Below are 25278 nucleotides of genomic sequence, written 5' to 3' on the forward strand. Positions count from 1 at the left end.
CGCCGGTGCGTCGAGGCACATAGGCTGGCGCGGTGAATTCCGAGCGGACGGTGGTCGACGGGCGTTTCGAGTTGCTCGAGCCGCTCGGCAGCGGCGGCATGGGCACGGTGTGGCGGGCTTATGACCTGGCCCTGCATCGCGAGGTCGCGTTGAAGGAGGTCAGGCCCGCCGATCCGGAGAGTTCCGGCGGCGCGCCGGGCGTGCAGCGCGAGCGGGTGCTGCGGGAGGCGCGCGCCCTGGCCAGGATCGGCCATCCGAACGTGGTGGCCGTCCATCACATCGTGGATTCCCCGCCGCCCGCGCATCCGTGGATCGTCATGGAGTTGGTGCGCGGCGGTTCGCTGTCGGGTCGCCTGGCGGAGGGGCCGATCCCGCCCGCGGAGGCCGCGCGCATCGGTCGCGGCATTCTGGCCGGGCTGCGCGCCGCACATCAGGTCGGGGTGTTGCACCGCGACATCAAGCCTGCGAACGTGCTGTTGCGTGAGGACGGTTCGCCGGTCGTCACCGATTTCGGCATCGCCGCGCTCAACGACGCGACCGGGCTCACCGGCACCGGCAATCTGGTCGGTTCGCTGGATTACGTGGCGCCGGAGCGGCTGTCCGGGCAGGAGGGCAATCCGGCTTCGGATCTGTGGTCGCTCGGGTTGCTGCTGTTCGTGGCGGTCGAGGGTTATCACCCGATGCGCCGCGATACGACCGTGGCGACCTTGGCCGCCGTGCTCCAAGGCACCGTCCCGAATCCGCAGCGTGCGGGCGCGCTGACGCACGTGCTCCAGTCGATCCTGGTCGCCGATCCGAATCACCGGCCGTCGATGGATCAGGTCGACCAACTGCTGTCGCAGGTCGATACCGGCGCGTCGGCGCCCTATACGCCCGCCCAGTCCATTCCGTACGTGCAGCAAGGGTTCTCCAACACGCCCTCCGCGCCGTACGGCAACACCCCGGTCACGCCGTACGCCAGTTCCCCGGCGACACCGTACGGCGGCACCCCGGCCACCCCGTACGCCGCCGCGCCGTACCCGGCCGCCCCGTACACGCCGTCCGGGGGCGGGCAGTCCGGGCCGTATTCCACCGGCCCTCGTATGCAGGCGGCGCACGCGGGTCCCGACCACCACACCCGGCGCGCACCGAACAACGGCCTGTCGACCGGCGCGAAACTGGGTCTGGCCGCGGCCGCGATCGTGACGATCGCCGCCGTCACCGCCGCCGTGCTGGCACTTCGCCCGTCCTCCTCGGACGACGGTCCGAGCACAGGCGGCAATCCCGGCACGGTACTGGCCTCGGGCACGGTCCCCGCGACGGGCATCCGTATCGTCGACACCCCCACCGACACCGCGTCCGGCACCGACCTGCTGACCCCCGCCGCCATGCGCGCCGCCGTCACTGCCCTCGAAAAGGTCTCCGGTGGAACGGAATTCACCGAGGCGACGTTCTACCAGAATTTCGTCAACGCCGAAGCGCCGGTGCGCAACCAGCCGAGCGTCTACGACGAGTACACCTATCGCAACGGAACGGCGACGCGCAAGGGCGCGGGCGGCGAACTGGAGCAGGGCACCGCGACCATCCGGTTGAACTCGATCAACTGGGACCTGATCCCCGGCCTGTTCGCCACCGCCGACCAGAAACTCGGCATCGCGAAGCCGACGATGCGCTACGTGATCGTCAACCCCGCGTGGACCTTCAACGACGAACGCCCGACCCTGCTGATCTACCTCACCGACGACTACGGCGGCGCCTACCTCGCCGCCAACCTCGACGGGTCGATCGTCACCATGTACCCGCGCGGACGCTAGGCCAGAACTTCCGCATTCGATCAGCCGCCTCGGCCCTCGCGGATACCGTCGAGCGACGGTGCGGGCGCATCCGGCGTCACGGCGGTCTCGTGTAGTGCCCGCAGCCGGTACCCGAGTTCGGTGTGCACCACCGTCGCGGTCGCCAGCCGAGGTATCCGCACCTCGCCGAGTCGGTTCTCGGCGACGAACCGCACCACCGTGAGGTTGCCCACACGCGCCAGTTCCTCGATGTCGGTGATCTCGACCTCGACGCCGGGCACCTGGTTGCGCACCGCCCACACACCCGCGAGCAAGGTGTCGCGATCAACGACCCGACCGGCCGTAGTCACCGCCGTGAACTCGGGCTGGAAGAGGTCGGAGAACCGGTCGAACACCTTCGGCGGCGCATCGGACCCCATCCAGTCGGCGAGGTCGAAGTGCATGCCGATGATCATCTCGGCCAGATCGGAACGTGCGGGCATAGCGACAATTCTCGCCGCCCGCCGCGATAACCCGCGCGCGCGACCCGAACAACGCGCCGGATCGATCACGACCCTCGAGCGCCCTTCGCGGGACAATCTCCGACGGCCCGGCACGCGCCGGTTCTCGCCTGCACCGCGAGTCGCTGTCACGCAATTCACGCCCGCACCTCGACATACCTCGCTCTGGGCTGTCCCGACCGCACGCCCGCTTCGCGGCAAACGGCGGGCAACCGACCCCGGAACAGGTCCGGTGCGCCGACACCGAACGCTCCCGCAGCGGCAGTCCATGCGTCACCAGCGGGATTCGGAACGTTCAACCGACGGCCCTACCGTCGGCCGAGGGAGGAGGAAGACCATGCTCAACCCCCGGCTTCGCACACTGTGGCTCGCGAATGTGGTGGTCGGCACGGCGGCGGTCGCCGTGCGCGCCCAGCGACCGGTCGCCGCTGTCGCGACCGCGCGGCATCCGGTGCTGGCCGCCGATCTGGAAGTGGTCACCGTCACCGACACCACCGTGATCCTGACCTGGACCACCCGCACCCGCGACGACACCGGACGGCTGCGCCCTGTGGCCGCCGACACCGAAGTGCGCCTCGCGCCCTCCGATGGTCGCGGCCCGGCGCGCCCGCACTACGTCGACACCGCGCCGACCGCCTACCACTACGCCGAGATCACCGGACTCGAACCGGGACGCTCGTACTCCTTCGAGGCGTATTCGGCCGGACGCCGCGCGGTCCCGTCCCGCACGCACGTCACCCGGCGCGCGGGCACCCCCGAGGCGACCGGCGTATTCACCACGCTCACACCGCCGCCAGGACGCCTGCTGCGCACCGTCGCACTCGCCAACGACCTGCACTACGGCGAACGCGGCAGCGGCCCACTGGTTCCCGAACTCGTCACCCGCCATCGCGAAGACACCGGCGAATACCCGGAGTTCATGTTCGGCGCGATCCTGGAAGACCTGCGCCTGCCCGACCGCGCGGCCGACAACCTCGTCGTCGCGGGGGATCTCACCGACTCCGGCACCGCCGAGCAGTCACGCTCGGTGCGCGAACACCTCGACGCGTGGGGCGAACTCGGCCGCGACTACTTCGTCTGCCGAGGCAATCACGATGTCGCGCAAGGAACTTCCGAAGACGCGTGGGGCGCGCACTTCCATCCCTGGCGACAGCTCGTCGTCGACGAGGTCGGCGGGCTGCGGCTCGTCGGACTCGACACCACCGCCCCGCGCGGCTCCGGCGGCGCCATCGGCGGAACGCAACTCGACGAACTCGGCGAGATCCTGCGCGCCGATCCGGACCGCCCCACCCTGGTCTACGGACATCACCCCGTCACCCGACAGGCCGCGGTGAGCAATCCCGGCGGCCCAGGATTCGTACTCGCCCGCGCCGACGCCGAAGCGCTGCACAACCTCTACCGGCACGCACCCGGCGTCTTCCTGCACCACAGCGGCCACACCCACCGCACCCGCCGCACCAGGCCGGACTCCGGCATCGACGTCGAATTCCTCGAAATCGCCGCCGCCAAGGAGTATCCCGGCGGCTACATGATGCTGCGCGTCTACGAGGGCGGCTACATGGTGAACTTCTACAAGACCCGCGCCGAACCCGCCCGCCGCTGGAGCACCCGCACCCGCCGCCAATACCTCGGACTGCACCCCGACCACGCCCTCGGCAGCTGCGCGGACCGCAACCACGTCGTACTGAGAGATTTCCGAGGTCTGCGCTGAGAGGACCCTCGCCGTCACGGTGTATCGGTGGCAGGATCGAGGTGACCATGTCGACACCATCAACGCCCGACCCGTTCCGGGGACGCCGACCGACCAGCCACGAGCGGCTGGCTGGTGTCCCGTGGGACGACTCCTACCGTGACGGCCCCGCCCCGTGGGAGATCGACGGACCGCAACCCGCGGTCGTGCGCGCCGCCGCCGCGGGCGAGTTCACCGGGTCGGTCCTCGACGCGGGCTGCGGATCCGGCGACAACGCGCTGCGTCTGGCGGAGCTCGGGCTGTCGGTCGTCGGCGTCGATGTCGCCGAGACGGCGTTGGCGGCGGCCAGGGACAAAGCCGATGCGCTGGGGCTCACGGTCGAATTCGCGGCGGTCGACGCACTCCACCTCGAACAACTCGGCCGCACCTTCGACACCGTCCTGGACTGTGGGCTGTTCCACACCTTCGACGGCGCGGAACGCCGTGACTACGTGACGAGCCTGGCCGCGGTCACCGCGCGCGGCGGCATCGCGCACATCCTGTGCTTCGGCGACGAAGGCGACGACCTCGGACCGCATCCGGTAAGCCGCGCCGACCTGATCGCGGCCTTCGACACCGGCTGGACCGTCCGCCGGATCGCGCTCGAGCGCGTCATGACCCGATTCCACCCGGACGGCGCGTCCGCCTGGTTCGCGACGATGGTCCGTGCCTGAATTCTTGCCGGAATCGCCCGGATAGGTCGATCGACCGATGTGCGTACCGCGCGCGACGACCACCATGGAGCGCACGGTCTCCATAACGCACACCCGAAGGTTCGACGACGCGGCCGACGCGCCGACAGCCTTGCCTGCCAACACTTCTCGAAGACCGGTACGCCGCAGACGCGCGAATCAGCGCTCTTCCCGAAGGATATCCATGTCAGCACAGCACCGACGCGGCACAAGAGCCCGCGTCGTCCTCCTCGTCGGCGCGCTCACCCTCGGCGCGATCGGCGGTCTCACGCCGCAATTCGCCGAAGCGTCCAGTCACCGCGAAGCCCCGCTCATCGCCGCGGACCCCGCGGTCGACAACACCGACGTGTACGCGTTCGTGAGTCCGGACAAGCCCGACACGGTGACGATCGTCGCCAACTGGTTCGGACTCCAGGAGCCCGACGGCGGCCCGAACTTCTACCCGTGGGCCACCGACGCCAACTACGACATCAACATCGACAACGACGGCAACGGGAAACCCGACATCAGCTACCGGGTCACCTTCAGCAACGAAGACCGTCGCGCGGGCGGCACCTTCCTCTACGACAACGGTCCGGTCACCTCGCTCGACGACGAGAATCTGCTGTTCCGGCAGAAATACACGGTGTCGGTGAGCCAGGGCGTGAACGACTGGCGCCCCATCGCGCACGGGCAGGCCGCGCCGTCCTACACCGGCGCCGCGTCCATGCCCGACTACGCCGCGCTGCGCCAACAAGCCACGACCGCGCTGCCCAACGGTGGATCGGCCTACGTCGGCGCGGCCGAGGACCCGTTCTTCCTCGACCTGCGCGTATTCGACCTGCTCTACGGCGGCAACCTGTCCGAGGTCGGCACCGACACGCTCGCGGGCTACAACGTCAACACCGTCGTCCTGCAGATCCCGCAGCGTGACCTTGCCCTGCGCAACGACCCGGGCCGCAACCCGGTGATCGGCGTGTGGAGCGACACCGAACGCCGTTCGTTGCAGCTCACGCCGGGCGCAGCCACCCCGATGGGCGACTTCGTGCAGGTATCGCGACTGGGCAATCCGCTCGTGAACGAAGTGGTGGTGCCGGTCGCGCTCAAGGACGCGTTCAACGGGCTCGCGCCGAGCAAGGACGCCACCATCCCGGAAGTGGTGCGGCGCGTCACCGAACCCGAACTCCCGCAACTCATCCAGTCCATCTACAAGGTGCCCGCACCGGCCACCCCGCGCAACGACCTGGTGGAGATCTTCCTCACCGGAATCGCCGAGAAGGCGCCGACTCTGGACGGCAGCGCGCCACCCATCAAGGCGAACCTCAACTCGCAGATCCTCAACGCCGACGCCCAACCCACCGCCTTCCAACCGTCGGAGATGTTGCGCCTCAACATGTCCGTGCCGGTAACGGCGAAACCGAACCGCCTCGGCGTCCTCGCGGGCGACCTGCAAGGGTTCCCGAACGGCCGCCGCCTCGGTGACGACGTGGTCGATATCGCCCTCCAGGCGATGGTCGGCGCGGCCCAGACCGGCAAACTGGTCGACGCACTCGCGGCCGGTGACAAGGTCGACGCCAACGACGCCTCCTTCTCGACCGCCTTCCCCTACGTCGCGCTGCCCTCGCGGGGCGCCGGGGCGGCAGGAGCGTCGAACGCGCCGACGAACACCGCCATCGCCGCACCGCTCACCGACCACGACGACTCCCCCGCGGCGCTGCTGGTCGCGGTCGGTGTCGGAGTGGGCATGCTGGTGGCGCTGCTCGTCGGCGGCGGATGGTTGCTGATCCGCCGCCGGTCGCAGTCGCGCGACGCCTGATCCGCACGCGGGCGGCAGGTTGTCGATCCCCGATCGCATCCCGACCTGCCGCCCGCACGGCGAATCCCCCGGAGCCCGCACGGCGAATCCCCCGGAGCCCGCACGGCGAATCCCCCGGAGCCCGCACGGCGAATCCCCCGGAGCCCGCACGGCGAATCCCCCGGAGCCCGCACGGCGAATCCCCCGGAGCCCGCGGCGGTCCGCGCGGGCTCCGGGGTCGGATAACTACCAGGTGAGCGCGTCGACCTTCCGAATCCGGATCGCCGTCAGCCTTATACGGCAGTGCTCCGAGCACCGGTCTCACAGTCGCGGGCCATCACCGCACCTTCGGTGAGCACCTACAGCCGGTCTCCCGTATCGAATGGCGAGCGCGAAGCGTCCACGCGTCCAGCGACCCGGGGCCGTCACCACGCCTCGATCCGATTCACCCGGACTACCACACATTTCGCACTATATCGAGGACTTCCGATGTCCCCCAATCGTTTCCGCATACTCCGCACAAAACCAGCGCTCGTCGCGACCCTCGCATGCCTCATCGCCGCCGTCGTCACCGTGACCGTGGCACTGCCGGGGGATCCGCCCGCCACACCGCAGGCGAGCACGTCATCGGCTGAACCCCTCGCCGCCGAAATCGACCGCTCCAGAGCACGATTGGACCGCGTCCCGAACGACCCCGCCGGATGGGCCGCGCTCGGCGCCGCCTACGTCGAACTCGCCCGCATCACCGGCGATCCGGAGAACTACGGCCACGCACAGCGCGCGCTCGACCGATCACTCGAACTGCGTCCCGATGGCAATGCCGAGGCGCTGCTCGGACACGGCCTGCTGTCGAACGCGTTGCACGACTTCACCGCCGCGCGCCGCTATGCCGAACAGGCACTTGCGCTGCGCCCGAACAGCGCCGACGTCTACGGCGTACTGGTCGACGCCCGCACCCAACTCGGCGACATCGAAGGCGCGACCGCCGCCGTGCAACGCATGCTCGACCTGCGCCCTAGCGTCGCCTCCTTCACCCGCGCCGCCTACGACCTGGAACTGCACGGCCGCGTCGCCGACGCCCGCGCCGCACTGGACATGGCATTGGGGGCAGCGACCACCGCCGACCAGATCGCGTTCTGCCGATACCACCTCGGCGAACTCGCCTTCGACGCAGGGGATCTCGACGGAGCCGAAACTCACTACAGTGCAGGCCTTCTCGCGGCACCCCAACATGCGGCACTGCACCAAGGTATGGCGAAGGTAGTCGCGGCCCGAGGCGATTTCGACGGCGCGAGCTCACGCTTCGCCGAGTTGACCCAACGCACACCACTGCCCGAGTACCTCATCGAATGGGGTGAACTACTCGAGGCCGCGGGCCGCCCCGAGGAGGCCGCCGCGAAGTACCGTGAGGTGTCGGCCCGTTTCGCCGAACTCGAAGCTCGAGGCGCCATAGAGTCCGTGGACGCCGCCCGACTCGCCGCCGAACACGGCGACCCCGCCGAGGCTGTCCGTCTGGCCCGCCTGGAATTCGACCGCAGGCAAAGCGTATTCACCGCCGACGCACTGGCCTGGTCCCTGCACAAGGCAGGTCGCGACACCGAAGCGATCGTATTCGCCGACCGCGCCGCCACCCTCGGCTGGCGCAACGCCACCCACGCCTACCATCGCGGCATGATCCTCACCGCCCTCGGTCGCCCCGACCAGGCCGCGGCGGCCCTGTCCGATGCCCTGACGATCAACCCTCATTTCTCCCCCCTGCACGCCCCCCGAGCCCGCCGCACCCTGGACACACTCACCACCCGATAGCCACCACCGCAAAGCACAACCCCGACACTCACCACCCAGCAGATCACCACCCAACGCGACCATCACGACCACAAAGACATCCCCGACCGGCGCACTGCCTGCACAGCCCACCGCGAGCGTGATCACCACCAGCGCTTCCGGACAACCCGACACCGCCAGCGCAACGCCCGTGCGCACGACTACGACCACCTCAGCACAACTCACCACAGGCACGCCTCGAGCCGGCACGAATCCCGCCGGCACGAATCCCGCCGGCACGAATCCCGCCGGCACGAATCCCGCCGGCACGAATCCCGCCGGCACGAATCCCGCCGGCACGAATCCCGCCGGCACGAATCCCGCCGGCACGAATCCCGCTGATCGCCGACCACGGTGGCGATCAGCGGGATTCACGTGACATCACACCCATATACGGTAGGAGGGTGACCGGCACCGCACCGCGTATCGACGCCGGCGACGAGCCTCGGAGATCGGCTCGGCCGGGTGGCGTCCCACCGGCCGCGATCCGAGTCACCGAGGTTCTCGCCGCCCTGTCGCTGACCACCGACCTGGCGACCGGGGCCCCCTTCGAGAAGGGCCTCTCGACCTGCCTCGTCGCGACCGCGCTAGCTCAAAGCGCCGGTCTCGACGAAGCCGACCGGCGCGTGGTGTTCAACGCCGCACTGCTCGGCGCGGTCGGATGCACGAGCCGCGCCTCGGAGAACGCGGCAGCCTTCGCCGACGACATCGCTTTCCAGCAGATCTACCACGTGATCGATCCGGGCGACCCGTCCGTGCTCGCGGCGCAGTTGCGTCAGTTCGGCGCGTGGACACCCGAGCACCGCGACACACTGCGCGACCGTTTCGCGAGCACCACCCCCCAACAGGCGTCGGCCGCGGTCCGTTCGGTCTGCGAGGTGAGCCGCGCGCTCGGCCCGCGCCTCGGCCTGCCCGACGCCGCCGTGCTCGCACTCACCGAGGTCAAGGAACGCTGGGACGGCCTCGGCGCCCCCGATCACCTTCGCGGCGAGGATATTTCACTGCCCGGTCGAATCGTGCACGTCGCCGAACAAGCCGTGCTGGCCGCCGCGGGCCTCGGACGCCGTGCGGCACTGACCGAATTGCGCCGCCGCGCAGGAGGTCACCTCGATCCCGCACTGGTCGACCTGTTCGCCGACTCCGACGTCTGGGATTCCCTCGACGTCCCCGACGTCCTCGCGGCGGCCATGGACGCCGAACCCGGCGTCCCCCTCTACGTGCGCCCCGCCGAACGACTCGACCTGTGTCACGCCCTCGCGACCGTCGTAGACCTGAAAGGCCGCTGGCTGCTGGGTCATTCAGGTCACACGGCCGACCTCGCGCACGGCGCGGCAACCCTCTCCGGCGCGGACCCCACCGAAATCGACACCCTGCGCGCCGCCGCCCTCCTGCACGACATCGGCCGCGCCGCAGTGTCTTCAGCGATCTGGGACCGCCCGGGCCCCCTCAGCGCGGGCGACTGGGAACGTGTCCGCCTGCACACCTACTGGACCGACCGCGTCCTCCAACGCTGCCCCGGCCTGGCCGACCTCCGCGACATCGCCGCGGGCCACCACGAACGCCTCGACGGCACCGGCTACCACCGCGGCGTCCGCGGCCACGACCTCTCCCGCCCCGCCCGAATCCTCGCCGCCGCAGACGTTTTCGCCGCACTCACCGAATCCCGCCCGCACCGCCCCGCCTTCACCCCCGACGCTGCCGCCGCCACCCTCATGTCCGCCGCAACCACCGGCCACCTCGACACCACCGCCTGCGCCGCCGTCATCGAAGCCGCGGGCCTGCGCAAACCCCGCACCGAATACCCCTGCGGCCTCACCGAACGCGAAGTGGAAGTCCTCCGCCTGGCCGCCCGAGGCCTCTCCAACCGCCTGATAGCCGCCCAACTAACCCTCTCCGAACGCACCATAGGCCACCACCTCACCCACATCTACGACAAAACCGGCCGCCGCACCCGAGCCGGCGCCGCCGTCTTCGCCATGGAACACGGACTCATGTCCGAATGAACCAGCCTCATAACAGTCGCAGCAAACGCTGTGTTACACAACTTGTCCGATGTTCGAGGTGACCTTATCCCGGGTCGATAGAGCCATGAGGGGCGTCGACGCAGCCCCAGTGCTGAGCACGGTCATTCCATCAACTGACGGCGGACGTAGGCGAGGTCGATGCCGCAGTGTTGGGCGATCCGTTCGTGCCGCGCCTTGAGTTTGTCGTCGACCGGTTGGGATCCGGTGACGAACACGACGATCAGCGGTCGACTTCCGCCGGTGACCGCCTGATTAACGGAGGCCCACAGCAGGTCTCGAAACGTTCGAGGACGTCCCCAGCAGATGTACCGTCGCGTCGCACTCGATTCCACCCGGCAATGCATCGGCTTCTCACCGAGACTGCCGGGCACCGTGGTCCAAGAGTCACCGAGAACCTCGCGGATGAACTCACTGGGTGGTGATAGTCGCCGAGTGGCATACCCCGCGAATGGACCGACATTCTCCAATGCGCGGGCGTATTCCTTCAGCGGGCCATCCTTGATCCACACGCGCATTCCTTCGGCGGTGTAGTAGTCGGCCAGCTCGCCACCGATCAGAGGATCTTCCACCCACTGCGTGTAGTACTTGGTCTTGTCGCGTGACGGCAATTCTTCCCAGTCGAGCATGCCGACCTGACGATACAGTTCTCGAAGGACGGCGTCGCGAACCTCAGATGGAACGCTGATCTCGGGCACGGCACCTCTCTCTCATCAGTCCGTCAGGAAGTAGATTTGTCGAGCGCATCGATCACGCGTCCGGCGGAGACTTCGGCATCTTCGTGCTCCCAGCAACGGATGACAGTCCATCCCGCTTCTGCCAGTGCACGATTGGTGTCTTCATCACGGATTCGATTGGAGGAGATCTTCGTTGCCCAGAATTCCGAGTTCTTTGTCGATGGGCGATAGTGCTCGGGGCAGCCGTGCCAATAGCATCCGTCGACGAATACAGCCACACGAGCGCGCGGAAAGACGATGTCCGCGGTGCGCCGGAGCCCCGAGATCGGCTGCATGGAGACGCGATACCGAAGACCGTGTTCGAAAAGAAGCGCACGGAGTTGGAGCTCTGGGGTGGTGTCGCGGCTTCGATTCGCTCGCATCACCGCTTGCGCTGAAGGCGACGAGGCCCACGATTCCGCAGCAGGCACCTCATCTCGCACGCGCCCTGCCGCACGCGCCAGCTCCCACCCCTCGATCAAGTTCTCGAACCGAGACGACGAGTTACTTACTGTTCCTAAGGATCTGGAAACGGTACGTCCATCGGACCGCCATCTGAGATAGGCACGAACGCTGTGGCCCGCAGCGACCGGCTTCAACACGACGGACCCCTTCGCCGTGCGACCATTGTCGAGCGGTACAGCACGCCGATGAGCGCCACCGGCACTGCGATTCTGCTCGCTGTCCACCGCCGTTCTGGAACGACCAGGTCGCGGCTTCCAGGCCCGAGCGGGCAGCACTGTCACGCGCGCTTCTCGACATCCTCCAGGACCTCGAAGACGGCCCTGGCGAAGACCTCCCCCAACAACGGCGGAACCGCGTTGCCCAACTGCCGCATCTTCTCACCACGCGGACCACTCAGGATCCAGTTGTCAGGGAAGGTCATCACGCGAGCCGCCTCGCGAACTGTCATGTACCGATGGCGATAGCGTCGACGAGCACCTCTGGACCCGGGTGCCAGATCATCTGTCAGCAGGACTGATTCGCCTCCGGGAACCCCATGCACGCCGGCCTTCACCGTTTTCGCGGGGCGGTCGAGGACGTTGGGGGTGTGGCCGTTGTATATGCGCGCGTCCGGCCACCCGACGTGATCTGTCGGCATGTCCGAATATTGCACGCGGTCGAGCCGGTTCCAGCGAATCTTGGGCAGTCGTGGCAACGGCCCCTCGTGCGGGGAGATCGCGTCGCGAAGCGTACGCCACGGCAAAAGTTTCAGTTCATCGAAATCGAGTGATGACTGCGCGGGAAGTTCCGCGATGACCCGCTCCTGAACGTGTTCCGGCACTCCTGGATGATTTTCCCAATACTGACCATTCGCTATGGATTGATACAATGCGGCTTCCGAGTGAGTCTTCTTCACCTTTTCGAGAAGAATCGACTCATCAATCTTGAGGTCGCTGCGAAATGCCAGGATTATGACACGATTTCTGATCTGCGGGACTCCGTAGTCGGCGGCGTTGACTTCGAATTTGTACACTTGATAACGCTCGGTTGCATCTCCCGAGGAAATCTTCTGCCGCCCTTGCAGGGTAGCATTGTGCTCCGTCCAGGGAACGGAATCTTCTCGCTCCACAAACGGGAACTCAAGTTCGCGGAGGATGTACTCGAAATACGGCCTGAACGATGGCCGAAGGAGGCCACGGACATTCTCGCAGATAACAGCTTTCGGCTGAATCTCCCGAATCGCGCGAAACATCTCCGGGAACATATTTCGCTTGTCCTCGTCACCTTTGGCTATACCGCCCAGGCTGAACGGCTGGCACGGAGGCCCGCCGGCCAGGAGATCAACCTTGTTGTGCAGGTAATGCATATCGAGAGCGGTGACGTCACCGCGAACCAGTAGACCATTGCCGCGCTCGGGTACCCGTTCATCCTCGCCTCTCGGCTCAGCACCGTTGGCTTCCAGTGTGTCGCACGCGTGTTTGACGAACTCGTTGAGGAGGAGGGGACGAAACCCCGCACGATGGACAGCCAAGGCCAGACCTCCTCCGCCGGCGAACAATTCGACCGAGGTCTTCGGTGTCGATGCTGGCGGGCTCGGCACAGGTGTGATCCTTACATGTCGGCGGTGGATGTTGATCATCCCGGGACACACTCGGTTCGGTCAAGCGAACGCGGTGGGTCGATGGCGTGTATGTCGACCCGCGCCGTCCTAGTCCGTGTCGACGATCGCGTACTTCGGCATCGCGTGATTCTTGACTCGGTACACCAAGGGGTTGCGATCCTTGGGTGCGGCCGCGCGCGGCAGTCGGAGACTCAACGCCATGACCACGCCCTGGGGGTAGCCGTCGTCCGCTATCTCTTCCGCTGTTGTCGTCTTGTCGATAACAGGGTAGAGAAGCGCAAATCCGGTATTTTCGGTCGATGCCACCTGTTGATCGCATGCCGTGCGGTGCGAGCTGTCCGCGTTGCCTCGGATATGCCCACTCGGATCGACCACTCGGCCATGAATAGAGAATTTTCCGACCCCGCGAATATCGACCTTTGTACGGTTCTTCTGTTGCGGCATCACGATCTTCCATTCACGTACTACCTCATTCGGGAGTGTGGCGATCCACGCCAGATCCGCTGTGAAGTGCTTCGGTTCCTTCCAGGTCAGCTTCTTCAATACCTCCACCATCTGTTCGTGGGTGACCAGGCCGGTCAGTGCATCGAATGGCCGACCAGTCGTCGGAAACTGGACGCTCTTGTCGGCCGCAAGGAGGAGTGGGATACAGGCATCGATATTGGCGTCCAAGAGCGCCTGATTGTTTATCGCGGGGTAACCGGAGCTGGGCTCTTTGGACAGCGTTCTGCGCTCGACGAGCTCAGCGTTTCGCATCTTGTTCGGCGCCGTAGGCCGAAGTCCGTGCCGTGACACCAAGGGCTGGACATCCTCCGGCGTCACGGTCGGACGGCCATCCACCATCGCCGCGTATTGCCGCAGCTCCGCGCGGAAGTCCTCTTCGTCCCAGCACGCGGCTTCGAGGGCGTTTCGCACCGTTGCGGTGATGAACAGTCGCACGAGGTCTCGGTACCCCGGCCGGAAACCGAACCAGCGACCCATCTGCATGAGAGCCTCGGCGTGCCCGGCGTTGCGGGAGTAGTAGGTGACGGTCAATCCTTCGACGGTGAAGCCGCGGGCCAGTTTGTTACCGCCGACCAGGATCCGCCATACCGGCCGCTTGTCGAAGTCGAGTTCCTCCTGCTCGATATCCTTTTCGCTGTTGACAATCAGCACAGGGGCACCGTTCGGTGCGATCCGACGTGCGGCCCGGCTGATGTGCGGGGCGAGCTCATCGAAAGAGTCCGGCATCGGATCGCCGAACTTCAACGCGTCGGTGACGGGGGCGAAGTCCTCGGTGTACAAGGTGCGCAGTCTGCTGAGTGCGCTACCGGTGAGATATCCACCGGTACGCCACTTGTCGCGGATCGCGTCCGCGCGGCTCCGGTGTCCGGCCTTACGCATCGTCTCGTGGACCAGCATGGTGTGGTGCCGGAACGACCGGCTGTACTTCTCGGGGTCGAGCTCCTGTCGGAACAGCTTGATGGCTCCCGTCAGGACGAACGAGTCGAGCGCGTTCTGGAGTTGGCGTTCATCCTCAGCATCCTTGTCGGCGTTCCGTTCATCCGGGATCCTCAGATGGGCTTTCTCCGCCGAATTGGCAAAGGTCTTCTCGTTGTCCGGAATGGATGAGTCCATGTCATGGAAGTCCGAGGCTCCCATGTACCCTGAGGGCCGCTCCAGTGCGATCAGATAGTCCTTCGGAAAGATGTCTTCCGCATCACGCGGATCGACGAAGACATTGGCGAACGGCGTCGCCGTGTAGCCCACGTACTGCGCTCGCGGAAGCATGCTGAGCAGGTTGGATATGTGCCTGTTGATCGCGGTGCGCTTCTTGTTCTCCGCTGTCCAGGTCTTCGGATCGGTCGTATTGATGGAGGCCTGGTCCGACTCGTCATCGATGATCAGTGTTGGGATGTCGGAGAGCCGATCCCCGGTCGTCTTGAGGTCCTTGACCATGTTGTTCAGGACGGCGCTGTTCTTCTTGACGATGATCAGCCGAGCATCACTGGTATGCAGGTTCTCCGGATGCCATAGCGGCTTGGTTCGATCGCGCCGCTCGAATTCGAGTGCGGGCAGGCCTTGTTGGAGCTTTCGGTAATCGAAGTCCCGGGTGGTCATCCGGTGAATATCGGGACGACCCACCTCTGAGGGCCGGACACCGTGACTGACGAACCTCCCTTTCGCCCAATCCTCATCATCGAGATAGTCGACGCGTTGGCGGGCGGTCTCATCGGACTCATCTGCCCCCCGCAGCACGTTCTCCCGGCCGACCAACTCCATGTCCAGCCTGCGTTGCGTCTGTTCACGCAGCATGTTGGTCGTTCCGGTCATGACGATGATCAACCGGTACCCGGCATCGACAGCCTTGGCGATGACCCCGGTGAAGTTCGCTGTCTTGCCGCTCTGCACGTAACCCACGACCAAACCTTTGGTCTGGCCCGGCTTCGGTCGTGCGGGATCGATGAGGCGCTCAACGACATGGTTCGTCGCACGGTCGAGATCATGAATCGAGCCTTCACGCCAGCCGCGGCCCTCCCGAAGGTAGTTCTCGTAGTGCGTCCAATAGAACGCTCGATCACGCCGGATCTCGTCGCTATACCACGGATCCCATGGGGAGGCGATGACTGTCGGACCGCTCTGATGGCTGATCGGGAAGTGCTGAGCGAACTCCTTGGCCGTGAGTTCGGAAAGACCCAGTGCGGCCATGATCGTCGCGCGACGTTCCTCCGAATTGGCTGGTGTCTGGTTGGTCCAGGGGTTGCCGTTTTCCGGCGCGTTATCCCACCTCGCGATATTGAGGTGCAGCGCCCTACGCAGCGGGTCATTCGTCGCGGCCGCCGCTACGTACTCCCGCATCCGATCTTCGGACGCGTCGAGGGACGGATCGAGGTCCTCGGCCTCGACCAATGCCCGACGGACCAGAGCCCTGGGCGCGTTGTTCGCCATGCCACGAATTGCGGTGCTGTATGCCTCGGCAAGTGCGTTGGTCATAGTCATCCTTCGAATTCGGCGGCCCGGGAAACGATGTCGGGGACCGGCTGAGTGGTTTCGAGTCCGTCCAGGTTGATCCGGTACTTCACATCGGGGATCCGCCCCATCGGCACCCAGTCCGTCCGGATGGCGTCCGGCGTCAGACGTGGGAAGTCGCCCGTCACGGCGTGCGGGACGCTCGGGGTCCGCCTGGTCCAAACGGTCGAGAGCCGGTCCCTGGCAGATTCATACCAGCCGGATCCGACAAGTTCGGTCTCGAACCTGTCGCGAAGCGCATCGTCGGACATCTGACTCCGCACGAGGTCCACGAGCTCGGGAAGCGTCCTACCCGCTCCAGCCCCTGCTGGAGTGATCTGGTGCGAGACAACCCACAGGGGTCGGACGCCAGTCGGCACCAATTGGGTGAGCGACTCGATCCAGTGCGTACGCCGCTCACTCGAGGTCGTCTTGACCTCGATATCGAGCTCGGGCAACCCGAAGTCGTGCTCTTGGGCATCCCCGCCACGCCACGCCTGCAGCGCGTCTCGCGCGCCGAGAGTACCGAAGAGCCCACCGAGCACCAGTAGCTCGCCGAACAGTCCGACTTCACGTTCCCTGGAAAGTGTCGCTGAGGACAGGAGCAGCGACGAAAGTTTCGCCAACGTCGCACGCAATGCGACCGCCGGTTTCATTCCATCGAGCTGAACGCGATCGATCATCGCGCACAAGACCGGATACGCGTCTCGGAACAGCGCTCCGTTGGTCACGACGACTTCCAGATACCAGTGACCATCGAAAGTGGTAACCCGCGTCGTGACGTTGCTTAGACCCGTTTCCGGTGCCGCGCTGACAGAGGGGATCTCGATACGGAGACCGAGTTCAGGCGTGACCGGATTGATGAAGACGCTGGCTGCTGGAGCGCCGGGGACCGGCAGAGTCATCGGCACCCGATTGTCGACGTACTGGTCGAAACCCTCTGCGGACAGGTGGCGTCCGTCGACTGAACTACTCTCGGTCACTGTCGCTCCGCTTGCGCCGCCGTGGTGAGGATGGACTGCCACATCTCTATGTTGTCCTTGTCCTTCTTGCCGAGGTACTCGCCCTCGAAGACGTTCGCGACCAAGAGGTACAGCAGGGACTTGACTAGTGGGACATCGTTGAGGCCGCCGTGTTTACCGCCGAGCAGCATCTTGCGGTAACGCTTGTTCAACCAAAGGGTCTGTGCGTCCCGGTCGATTCGGAAGAACGCGTCATCGATGAAGTTATCCCAGCGTATCGCGATGGGATCCACACTACGGACCGCCGGAATCTCGTTCTGGATGGTGGCGCGCACGCGGGGCGGCAGTCCTTGCCCGGGATGGATCATTGCGGTCCGCCTCGACACCCGCGCCTGCGACCTCCGAAAAAGCCTTTCCGCGACCTCGAAATATCCGCTCAGCTTGGTCCCGTCGTGCGCGCGGGCGGTCGCAGCCAAGCGTGCGAACTCGTGGCCGGTTTGCACCCGAGACTTCTCCGGGTTCATCTGGAACAAGCCGCCCATGTCACCGTCGATATCGACTTCGACGCGAGCCAACTTCAGCCGCCGATCCGCAGCGTGGACTCCGTACCATCCCCCCGACTGCAGCAGACGATCGCGGCGGTAGAAGTAGAGGCCCTGATGGTCACCCGAGCGATCGAGGAGGCGAAATTGGGGAAGGTTGGAAGGTTTGGGCCAGAGGTGGCAACGGAATTCGACTCGATGCCCATCCATCTCGGCGATCAATGTTTTCGGATAGTCGTCCAATCCCGACTGCGGATAACCGAAGGGATCCAGTGCGTCGACCGGGACCTTCGCGCCTGGGAGAGCATTCTCGACGTCCAACACCTCGATATCGATCCGGAGGCGGCCGTCAGCGAGGAACCTGTGGAAGGTCAACCCCAGGTGTTGGCAGGTCAGGGTTATCGTGTGGTCCAGATACGCCTCGATCTGCATAGTGTCGGTAGTCGCGGGGAACGCAGAGACATCGTCCCAGCGGATCAGCGTGCCGCTGCTCGCTGAGTCGAACGGCCAGTTCCTGTCGAACTCTGCGGCGACGAACGACGACGTAACCACATCGCAACGAAAGTCACTGCGGGACACGACACCCGGCCGCCACCGTCGCCCGACCGGCTGCTGACCAGCAAGGCGTGACATCACGATCAAGCTCCTCGCCTGGCTGAAGGAGGCAGCCTTCAGTCCAAGACCGAAATGACCGAGATCGCTGCCGCCGTACTCGCGCCTGCCCCCGATCGTCATCGCCGTATCGATGGTCTCCTCCGCCATCCCACATCCGTTGTCGAGGACATACAGGGCGACGAGCCCCCGTTGAGTGCGGATGAAGCGGATCACGACCCGATTTGCCTGTGCGTCGACAGCATTATCGACGAGATCCGCGAGTGCGGTCTCCAACGAGTGGTTGCGACCGATGGAATCCAGCACCCGCGGATCGGGAGGCAGCATGACGCTGCGCTCCGTAGGCACTTCCTGAGTCCATTCGACCACTTGCATTCCCCTCGCTCGACCGAAGTTCGCACAGCCACCAGTGCATGTCGGGGCCCACCCTCACGTTCGCACCCACCGAAGCAGCTCTGCGGAAACATTTCGCTACGAAGTTTAGCCTCCGTCCACTGACGAAGGTCGTGGGTGATCCGCGCCCGTGGCGCGTGGATCACCGGATTTCAGGACGTGAGGTAGCCGCTGGTCTGCCCAACATTCCCATTTCGATGCCGGTTCGAGGCCGGGCCGAGGCGGTCAGGCGGTGTCGGGTATTGCGGTGTCAGATAGCGCTGTGCCACAAAAGGATCCATGCACAAGTGCGGGGCCAGCGGCGAGGCAGGTAAGGTTTGGCGAGCGGCGGGTACGTTCACAATCTTGCGGCGAACGGCGGCGACGCGGGCTCAGCGGTGATTGGTGCCAGCAAGAGCACGGCGCAGCGCGGAGTAGGCCGTGGGCGATAGCGGCGCACAGGGCCAAGCGAAGTTCGCGCCGAAACGTCCTGAGGGAAAGGTGGGCGAGGGGTCCGTCGATCAGGTCAGCGAACACGAGCTCCGTTGCGCTGATCCTCAAAGTTCTTGCGCCACCTGCGAGAATACTAGCTACCCGGCCTTGCGGGAACATCAGAAAGCCTTGTCACGAAGTCGTGTGCATTCGCCCTAGCAATACCTCACATCCGCCCGGGGAACCCCACTCGAGAACCCGCCACCTCCAATCTGGTTCCGATGCACAAGATCCAGACTCGGAGATCACCGACAACGCGGGACCGGCTGTCCGAGCCCCGAGAAACCTTCTCCACTGAGCAGACGCTTGTCACTGATGGTCCGTTCGGCACCCGATCGACAAGAGAAGTTGTCGCTTATCAGGACTGGGATTCGCTGGAAATCACCGGTGCACCGAGCCCGTACTCGAGGTCGGTCAGCCGTGCGATGCCGTCGATCAGCGCGCCCTTCTTTCTCGAGGCGATGAGCCTGCGCAATGCCGGGTCGAGAACCGCTCGGTTCGATCGCTCCGCCGTGTCCGGGCCGGCACGTCCGAGCTGCGGCAGGTCTGGGTCGATGATAGCGATTTCCTCGGAACAGACGTTGAAGCGAATTCGACGGCATTCCGCACAAGGCAACCTCGGCATCCGCTACGTGGGGTTATCTCAGAGCCAGCGTCTCAATCCTAGATGTGCGCGGTGTGCCGGCCTGTATCAGCACCACACCAAAAGCCATCGGCATTGAATCACCACGCTCTCACTCGTCGCGGTTCCTGTTCCACAGCTGATGTGTCAGACCGCTGGATGTACTGACGGACTCGACGCTGAATCGATCTTCCAGGCCGGTGAGGTGATCCCAGATCCGAACACCGGTACCGAGCACGATCGGAACTATCGATATGTGCAGGAAATCGATGAGATCGGCCTGGAGGAATTCGCTCACGGTGGACGGCCCGCCGCCGATCCGGACGTCCAGTCCGCCTGCCGCGTCTTGTGCCAAGCGAAGCGCCTCCTGCGGCGAGGCGTCCACGAAGTGGAAACTGGTGCCGTTGTCGAATTCGAGCGCTTCACGCGGATAGTGAGTCAGGATGAAGACCGGAGTGTGGAAGGGCGGCGCGTCTCCCCACCATCCTTTCCAGCCGTCGTCCTGCCATTCGCCCGTCTGCGGACCGAATTTTCGGCGACCCATGATCTCGGCCCCGACACCCTGACCCCACATGCTGAACAGGGCGCGGTCGACGGTCACCGGTTCGTCGATTCCGTGAATGCCGTGGATGACTCGTCCGTCGAACTTTCCGAACAACGCCCCCGCTCCGCCGATCGGCGCTTCGAACGTCACATGATCGCCTGCGGCGTACCCGTCCGAAGAAACGAACAGGTTATGGACTCGCGTACGGGACACAATGACTCCAATACCAGTGGTTGCAAATTAAAATCACTCGCATCGTAGCGTAGAGTGATCTCTATCTGCAATCACTTTGGAGGGTCGGATGGCGAGAGAACAGCCCCGATCAGGATGTGCGATCAATGCGGCGGTCGAAGTGCTGGGCGACGCCTGGAGCCTCATCGTGCTTCGCGACATCGTTTTCGGCGGTCGTCGGCACTTCCGTGAGCTCCTGACGCGCAGCGAAGAAGGCATCGCGTCGAACATCCTCGCCAACCGCCTCCGAAATCTGGTCGAGCAAGGACTGCTTTCCCGTGACCATGTGATGCGGGGACAGCGGGCGGCATATTCGCTCACCGAGGCCGGGATTCAGACCGTTCCGGTGATGGTGGCGCTAGGGACCTGGGGCATGCGTCATCGACCCACGTCACACGCGCTGAGTGTGCGCGCTCGGATCCTGGCCGAGGCCCCCGAACTCGTCGACGACTTCATCGATGAACTCCGCGAGGTTCACCTCGGCATTCCGCGAAGCCACCCCGAACGCCCACTTGCGTCCGAACGACTGCGGCACGCCTTCGAGTCCGCCACGGAAGGAGCGGGGACATGGTGCGGTGGCGGCGCCGCGCCCGAATCAGCAAGCTCGAACACCGATGTCTGAACGTTCTACCACAGATAGATAGGTCGAAATATTGGCTCGTTAAAGCCCAAAATACTCGAAAAACGTAAGAATCAATGCGTTCCGACTGCTAGAATCGCCAGATGAGCCTGCTCAGCTTCACGGTTCGCAACCACAAGAGCATCAGGAATGAGGTCACGGTCGATCTCGCACGCCCGTCGTTGCGGACTCTTCAGCCACGGGACGGCGACTGGGGTGCTGCGACATACCCGATTGCGGGGATCTTCGGCGGTAACGCGACCGGGAAGTCCGCTGTGCTGGATGGGCTCCGGTACACGTTCTCAGCGATCAGTCTTTCCGCCACGGCTTGGCAGGCATCGAAGTCGATGCGCCGGGCGCCGTTCCGGCTCGACGGGACGGCTCGGACCTCATCGAGCACCTACGAGCTCGATTTCGTCCACGATGGACGTCGTCATCTGTACGGCTTCGAGGTGGACCATGACGGGATCAAACGCGAGTGGCTGCGCGACGTACCCAACTCGCGATGGCGCACGCTGATGGATCGCGACCGGGAAGCCGACACGTTGACATTCCACCAGAGCCTGCACACGAAGATCGAGGTGACAGGGCGCGAGCTGGTGCTCAGCCGGGCATTGTTGCTGCACGACTCACCCCTGTACCCCATGGCTGATGATCTGGTCTCAGGCTTCGACTGCGTGCTGGTGAAGGACTCCCATCGCGAGGCGCGCCTGTCGAAGATCGCGGACTCGCTGGCAGAGGGGACCATCACCTTTGCCGACCTCGAGGCGCTGCTCCAGGTCGCCGACATCGGCGTCGTGAAGGTCAGCATCGAGGAGACCAAAATCCCCGATCACATACGCCGCGTATTCAGCAGAATCTGGCTCGAGCTGCGCGAAGAGGACGACACGCCCGGCGACGCTGCCGTCGACAACAACGACGAAGAGCTCAGCGAACTGGACGACGACCAACTCGCTCAGGTGGTGCGGCATCTGACCTTCACCCACCGCGGCACTGACGACGAATGCCCAGAGTTCTCCATCCAAGACGAAAGCGACGGGACGATCGCCTGGCTCGCCATCGCGGTGCCTGCGCTGGAGGCGCTGCGAAAGGGCGGGCTGCTCCTCGTCGACGAGATCGACGCGAGCCTGCATCCCCATCTCCTCGAGGTCTTGTTGGGGGCGTTCGCGGATCCCCTGGTCAACAATCGGCAGGCGCAGCTCGTCTTCACGAGCCACGAGTCCTACGTCCTCTCACCGCTGAGTGAGGTGAAGTTGGAGCCCGAGCAGGTCTGGCTTACGGACAAGACCTATGAGGGCGTCACCGAGCTGACCTGTCTGGCCGACTTCCCCAAGCATCCCGACGCGAATGTGGCGCGGCGATACCTCACCGGCCGGTACGGCGGGACCCCGCGGCTCTCGCCGAGCACACTGACAGCGCTCGTCGGCTCACAGGCACGCTGAGGATGAAGGCACGCAAGGAGGGCGGGCGTACCGGCAGGCCCAAGAGACAACCCGCCCGGCGCATCCTCGTGGTTACCGAGGGAACACGGACGGAACCCCAATATGTCGAAGGCTTGAATCGCTACCTGCGCAGCAGAGGTACGACCGCTGTCGTGAAATCAGTCCCCGTCGGCAAGGACCCGATTAAGGTGGTCCTGAAGGGCATCGAGATTCGCGACAAGGCGGCGAGCGATAGTAAGGACTACGACGTCTGTGTCTGCCTGGTCGATGTCGACCAGCACGAGGGGCTGCCAGCTGCCTGCCGGCTTGCCGCGCGCGAATCGATCCTTCTGCTCGTCTCGAATCTCAAGTTCGAGGCTTGGCTGCGATGGCACGCCGAGGACAAGCACTCTGCGCTGAGCACCTCGCAGCTCGACGACCTCACTGCCAAGCTCGGACTGATCACGAAGAAGATGCTCGCACCGACTTTTCCGTTCCATGCCGTACACGGGGCATGTGAGATCGCTCGCCGAGTGGACCCCGATTTGGAGGCCGGGAGAAGTGGATCTCATGCTCGGGCGATGAGACCGGTGAGACGGGACTACTGCACGTTGAGGCGGAACTCGACCACGGGTCGAACCCTGCCGGACCCTCTTGGCGCACCGACTACCTGGTTCGTCGTCAAGTTGTCCGACTACGGCACACCTCCGCGTTGTGGCACGACACAACGTCACGACGAAGGCGCGATGTACTCACACCGCAGGTCTGACACCTTTGCGATGTGCTCGTAATCGCGGTCTGCGGCGAGCACCGTCGCGTCGTTCACGATGGCGTAGCCCGCGATGAGGATATCGAGGGATCCGGCCGCACAGACGAGCCCCGCGTTCCACAGCGCCGCCTGAATATCGAGCACTAGCGATTCGTCAGGTGCATGCTCGAGCGGGAACCCGAGGGAGATCTGCTCTCGGTAGTGCGTGTGCTCCTCGGGCGTCCGGGCACTGTGGCAGAACTCGAGCACCTGCGGCGTACAGGTAACGAACAGATCGGACGGCGCCCGCTCGATACGACGCAGCCGCGCGGTGATACCCGGATCTCCAGTGGCCAGCCTCGCCCAGACCGAGTTGTCGACAAGGTAGTCGGTCACGCGGACCGGGACTCGTCCGGAGAGTCCACCGGCGCGCCGAGCTCGTTCTCGAGGTCGGTCAGGCCCGCGATCCCGTCGATCATCGCACCCTTCTGCTTCGAGGCGATGAGTCGGCGCAACGCGAGATCGAGGACGGCGCGGTTCGACCGCTCGCCCGTGAGCGCCCTGGCACGCTCGATCAACCGCGGATCCAGGTCGACACTGGTGACTGCCATGATGGCCCCCTCTCGCAGGTTATATGACTGATTATATACCGCGCGGCTTAGTGGAGACTATCCCAGCCATACCGAGAGTCCCCCTCAAGCATGGGAACCAGATCAAGGTCGGCGACGATGCGCCCGTTTCGATGACCCTCGATATAGGCCTCAACGCGTCCTCGAACTGTTCGATAGCGGCGATCAGTGCGTCCTGCGTCAAGTCCTCGAGCGCCACGTCGGCACAGTAAGCGACCACACCGATAGCACGGATGTCGGCACAGCCTTCGCCCTATCAGCCACCCGCGCAAGGACCTGTCTGCAATGGACAGCTCTGCGACTACCCTGAACCACAGTCGGTTTCAGACTTCCGACGAAGAAGGTGGCGCCAAGTGAATGCGGTTCTGACAAGTGATTATCTCAGAGCCAGCGTCTCCACCGGCTGACCAGTGATCTCAGCGATGAGATCGAAATCTTTGTCGATGGCGAGCACCGTAAGCCCGGCCTTCTCCGCGGTGGCCGCGATAAGGAGGTCCGGAATGGAAGGTGCACGATGTTGCCCCCGGTCCGCCAGTAACATCTGCACCTCGAATGCGCGGTCCTCCATCGCAGGCGTCAGGTGCTCGATGGGCATGAGCGACAAAGGCGGCAGGTCGAATGCCTCACGTCCAGCGCTACCCGAGCGCGCGGAGAAGCCGAGTTCGAGCCGCGTCACCGCCGACAGTCGTACCAACCCGCGGGTGATTCGCGCGTTCCAATGCTCAATGCGCGCGGCTTGACCGGCCTGCATCCGGACGTATGCCGACTTGTCGACCAGCCAGTGGGTCACCGCCACGCGTCATCCATCACCGATGGGTCCGCCAAGTCCACGAACGCCGCGGCCGAACGGCCCCAATCGTCAGCCGTAAGCGTCACATCGGAGCTCACGCCCGCCTCGCGTTCGAGCTTCCGACGCAGGAATTCATTGCGCGACAATCCGAGCGCGTCTGCCTCGGCGTCGATCCTTTCGACCGCCGCGTCACTCAGTCCACGAATTAGTACGTTTGTCATGAACACCACCTCCGGCCGGATGATATCATGTTATCACACTCCAACTAGGAGGTCTCTCGCCCAACCTGCGCCTGCGTTCGAGCGAAGTTCGGTCCCGTCGATGTCGTCGAGGAATCCAGCACGCTGCTTCCACGGCTGAACCGAGAATTCACACTGTCGGCGGCTAACGTCAACGATCACCTGATGATGCCCGAGTCACTTGACGGCGTCCGACCCTTGCCCGGGCGACCGGAGCGACCTCGCCATCAGATCACCACCCTGATCGCAGACAACGGCTACGACTACCCGCGCGTGTACGACGATCTACGCCAACGGGGATCACCGGCGATATCCCGCGCCGCGCGGCACCTGAGACAAGGTCCCACCAGACGCTAAATCGTGAATAGGCCTTG

Annotated in this window: 24 protein-coding genes and 1 pseudogene; 10 read left to right on the forward strand and 15 right to left on the reverse strand. The window is 64.9% G+C overall.

The annotated features are described in order from the left end of the window. The first annotated feature begins 32 nt into the window (after positions 1–32). On the forward strand, positions 33–1793 hold the full coding sequence (locus IT779_RS06505; protein WP_198428212.1) for a serine/threonine-protein kinase: 1761 nt from the start codon (positions 33–35) through the stop codon (positions 1791–1793). A 20-nt stretch (positions 1794–1813) separates the two neighbouring features. On the opposite strand, the gene IT779_RS06510 is transcribed toward IT779_RS06505, so the two are convergent. After that, the gene (locus IT779_RS06510) at positions 1814–2254 is read right to left on the reverse strand and encodes a hypothetical protein (RefSeq protein ID WP_196148238.1); all 441 of its coding nucleotides are present in this window, start codon (positions 2252–2254) and stop codon (positions 1814–1816) included. A gap of 355 nt (positions 2255–2609) precedes the next feature. Here IT779_RS06510 and IT779_RS06515 point away from each other — a divergent pair, with 355 nt between their 5' ends. The 4 genes from IT779_RS06515 (at position 2610) to IT779_RS06530 (ending at position 8273) form a co-directional block, all read left to right on the forward strand. Next, positions 2610–3983 carry a metallophosphoesterase family protein gene (locus tag IT779_RS06515; protein ID WP_196148239.1) on the forward strand — a complete coding sequence of 458 codons (1374 nt, stop codon included), beginning with the start codon at positions 2610–2612 and terminating at the stop codon, positions 3981–3983. A gap of 47 nt (positions 3984–4030) precedes the next feature. Beyond that, positions 4031–4675: a class I SAM-dependent methyltransferase gene (locus IT779_RS06520; RefSeq protein ID WP_196148240.1), complete on the forward strand. Its 645-nt coding sequence runs from the start codon at positions 4031–4033 to the stop codon at positions 4673–4675. Between the two features lie 202 nt (positions 4676–4877). Next, positions 4878–6488 (forward strand): DUF4331 domain-containing protein, encoded by a 1611-nt coding sequence (locus IT779_RS06525; protein WP_196148241.1) that lies wholly within the window; start codon positions 4878–4880, stop codon positions 6486–6488. A gap of 468 nt (positions 6489–6956) precedes the next feature. Further along, complete coding sequence (locus IT779_RS06530; RefSeq protein WP_196148242.1) at positions 6957–8273, forward strand: tetratricopeptide repeat protein; 1317 nt, start codon at positions 6957–6959, stop codon at positions 8271–8273. Positions 8274–8473: 200 nt separating this feature from the next. On the opposite strand, the gene IT779_RS39025 is transcribed toward IT779_RS06530, so the two are convergent. Beyond that, a complete protein-coding gene (locus tag IT779_RS39025; RefSeq protein ID WP_196148243.1) occupies positions 8474–8644 on the reverse strand; it encodes a Cys-every-fifth RiPP peptide CefA in 171 nt (56 codons plus the stop codon). 51 nt (positions 8645–8695) lie between these two features. On the opposite strand from IT779_RS39025, the gene IT779_RS37510 reads away from it, so the two are divergent. Then, positions 8696–10294, forward strand: a complete 1599-nt coding sequence (locus tag IT779_RS37510; protein WP_196148244.1) for an HD domain-containing phosphohydrolase — start codon at positions 8696–8698, stop codon at positions 10292–10294. 122 nt (positions 10295–10416) lie between these two features. Here IT779_RS37510 and IT779_RS06545 read toward each other — a convergent pair whose 3' ends face one another. From IT779_RS06545 to IT779_RS06585, 9 genes and pseudogenes are all read right to left on the reverse strand, one after another. Next, positions 10417–11010 (reverse strand): hypothetical protein, encoded by a 594-nt coding sequence (locus IT779_RS06545; protein ID WP_196148245.1) that lies wholly within the window; start codon positions 11008–11010, stop codon positions 10417–10419. Positions 11011–11033: 23 nt separating this feature from the next. Continuing rightward, the gene (locus IT779_RS06550; RefSeq protein WP_196148548.1) at positions 11034–11411 is read right to left on the reverse strand and encodes a very short patch repair endonuclease; all 378 of its coding nucleotides are present in this window, start codon (positions 11409–11411) and stop codon (positions 11034–11036) included. Positions 11412–11770: 359 nt separating this feature from the next. Continuing rightward, positions 11771–13111: a DNA cytosine methyltransferase gene (locus IT779_RS06555; RefSeq protein ID WP_196148246.1), complete on the reverse strand. Its 1341-nt coding sequence runs from the start codon at positions 13109–13111 to the stop codon at positions 11771–11773. A 69-nt stretch (positions 13112–13180) separates the two neighbouring features. Then, positions 13181–16066, reverse strand: a complete 2886-nt coding sequence (locus IT779_RS06560) for a Z1 domain-containing protein (RefSeq protein WP_196148247.1) — start codon at positions 16064–16066, stop codon at positions 13181–13183. Positions 16067–16068: 2 nt separating this feature from the next. Next, positions 16069–17064, reverse strand: coding sequence for a PD-(D/E)XK motif protein (locus IT779_RS06565; RefSeq protein ID WP_196148248.1), 996 nt, complete (start codon positions 17062–17064; stop codon positions 16069–16071). After that, the gene (locus IT779_RS06570) at positions 17061–18566 is read right to left on the reverse strand and encodes an ATP-binding protein (RefSeq protein WP_196148249.1); all 1506 of its coding nucleotides are present in this window, start codon (positions 18564–18566) and stop codon (positions 17061–17063) included. The genes IT779_RS06565 and IT779_RS06570 overlap by 4 nt, the downstream gene beginning before the upstream one ends. Before the next feature lie 274 nt (positions 18567–18840). Beyond that, a pseudogene (locus IT779_RS06575) lies at positions 18841–19112 on the reverse strand (IS1380 family transposase); the annotation flags it as partial. 307 nt (positions 19113–19419) lie between these two features. Continuing rightward, entirely contained in the window at positions 19420–19686 is a 267-nt protein-coding gene (locus IT779_RS06580; RefSeq protein WP_232541475.1) for a DUF2191 domain-containing protein, read from the reverse strand. 109 nt (positions 19687–19795) lie between these two features. After that, positions 19796–20440, reverse strand: a complete 645-nt coding sequence (locus tag IT779_RS06585) for a dihydrofolate reductase family protein (RefSeq protein ID WP_196148250.1) — start codon at positions 20438–20440, stop codon at positions 19796–19798. Positions 20441–20528: 88 nt separating this feature from the next. On the opposite strand from IT779_RS06585, the gene IT779_RS06590 reads away from it, so the two are divergent. The 3 genes from IT779_RS06590 (at position 20529) to IT779_RS06600 (ending at position 23289) form a co-directional block, all read left to right on the forward strand. Further along, a complete protein-coding gene (locus tag IT779_RS06590; protein ID WP_196148251.1) occupies positions 20529–21080 on the forward strand; it encodes a winged helix-turn-helix transcriptional regulator in 552 nt (183 codons plus the stop codon). Positions 21081–21181: 101 nt separating this feature from the next. Further along, on the forward strand, positions 21182–22519 hold the full coding sequence (locus IT779_RS06595; RefSeq protein WP_196148252.1) for an AAA family ATPase: 1338 nt from the start codon (positions 21182–21184) through the stop codon (positions 22517–22519). Positions 22520–22521: 2 nt separating this feature from the next. Then, on the forward strand, positions 22522–23289 hold the full coding sequence (locus IT779_RS06600; RefSeq protein ID WP_196148253.1) for an RloB family protein: 768 nt from the start codon (positions 22522–22524) through the stop codon (positions 23287–23289). Here the strand turns inward: IT779_RS06600 and IT779_RS06605 are convergent. The 4 genes from IT779_RS06605 to vapB all read right to left on the reverse strand — a co-directional run bounded on the left by IT779_RS06605 (position 23229) and on the right by vapB (position 24886). Further along, positions 23229–23642: a PIN domain-containing protein gene (locus IT779_RS06605; protein WP_196148254.1), complete on the reverse strand. Its 414-nt coding sequence runs from the start codon at positions 23640–23642 to the stop codon at positions 23229–23231. The genes IT779_RS06600 and IT779_RS06605 overlap by 61 nt on opposite strands. Beyond that, entirely contained in the window at positions 23639–23857 is a 219-nt protein-coding gene (locus IT779_RS06610) for a type II toxin-antitoxin system VapB family antitoxin (protein WP_196148255.1), read from the reverse strand. The genes IT779_RS06605 and IT779_RS06610 overlap by 4 nt, the downstream gene beginning before the upstream one ends. Before the next feature lie 394 nt (positions 23858–24251). Continuing rightward, on the reverse strand, positions 24252–24671 hold the full coding sequence (locus IT779_RS06615) for a PIN domain nuclease (protein WP_196148256.1): 420 nt from the start codon (positions 24669–24671) through the stop codon (positions 24252–24254). After that, positions 24662–24886, reverse strand: coding sequence for a type II toxin-antitoxin system VapB family antitoxin (gene vapB, locus IT779_RS06620; RefSeq protein WP_196148550.1), 225 nt, complete (start codon positions 24884–24886; stop codon positions 24662–24664). The genes IT779_RS06615 and vapB overlap by 10 nt, the downstream gene beginning before the upstream one ends. Before the next feature lie 153 nt (positions 24887–25039). Here vapB and IT779_RS39030 point away from each other — a divergent pair, with 153 nt between their 5' ends. Beyond that, positions 25040–25261, forward strand: a complete 222-nt coding sequence (locus tag IT779_RS39030; protein WP_408637736.1) for a transposase — start codon at positions 25040–25042, stop codon at positions 25259–25261. Positions 25262–25278 lie beyond the last annotated feature (17 nt).

This window comes from Nocardia bovistercoris, assembly GCF_015674855.1.
Taxonomy (GTDB): domain Bacteria; phylum Actinomycetota; class Actinomycetes; order Mycobacteriales; family Mycobacteriaceae; genus Nocardia; species Nocardia bovistercoris.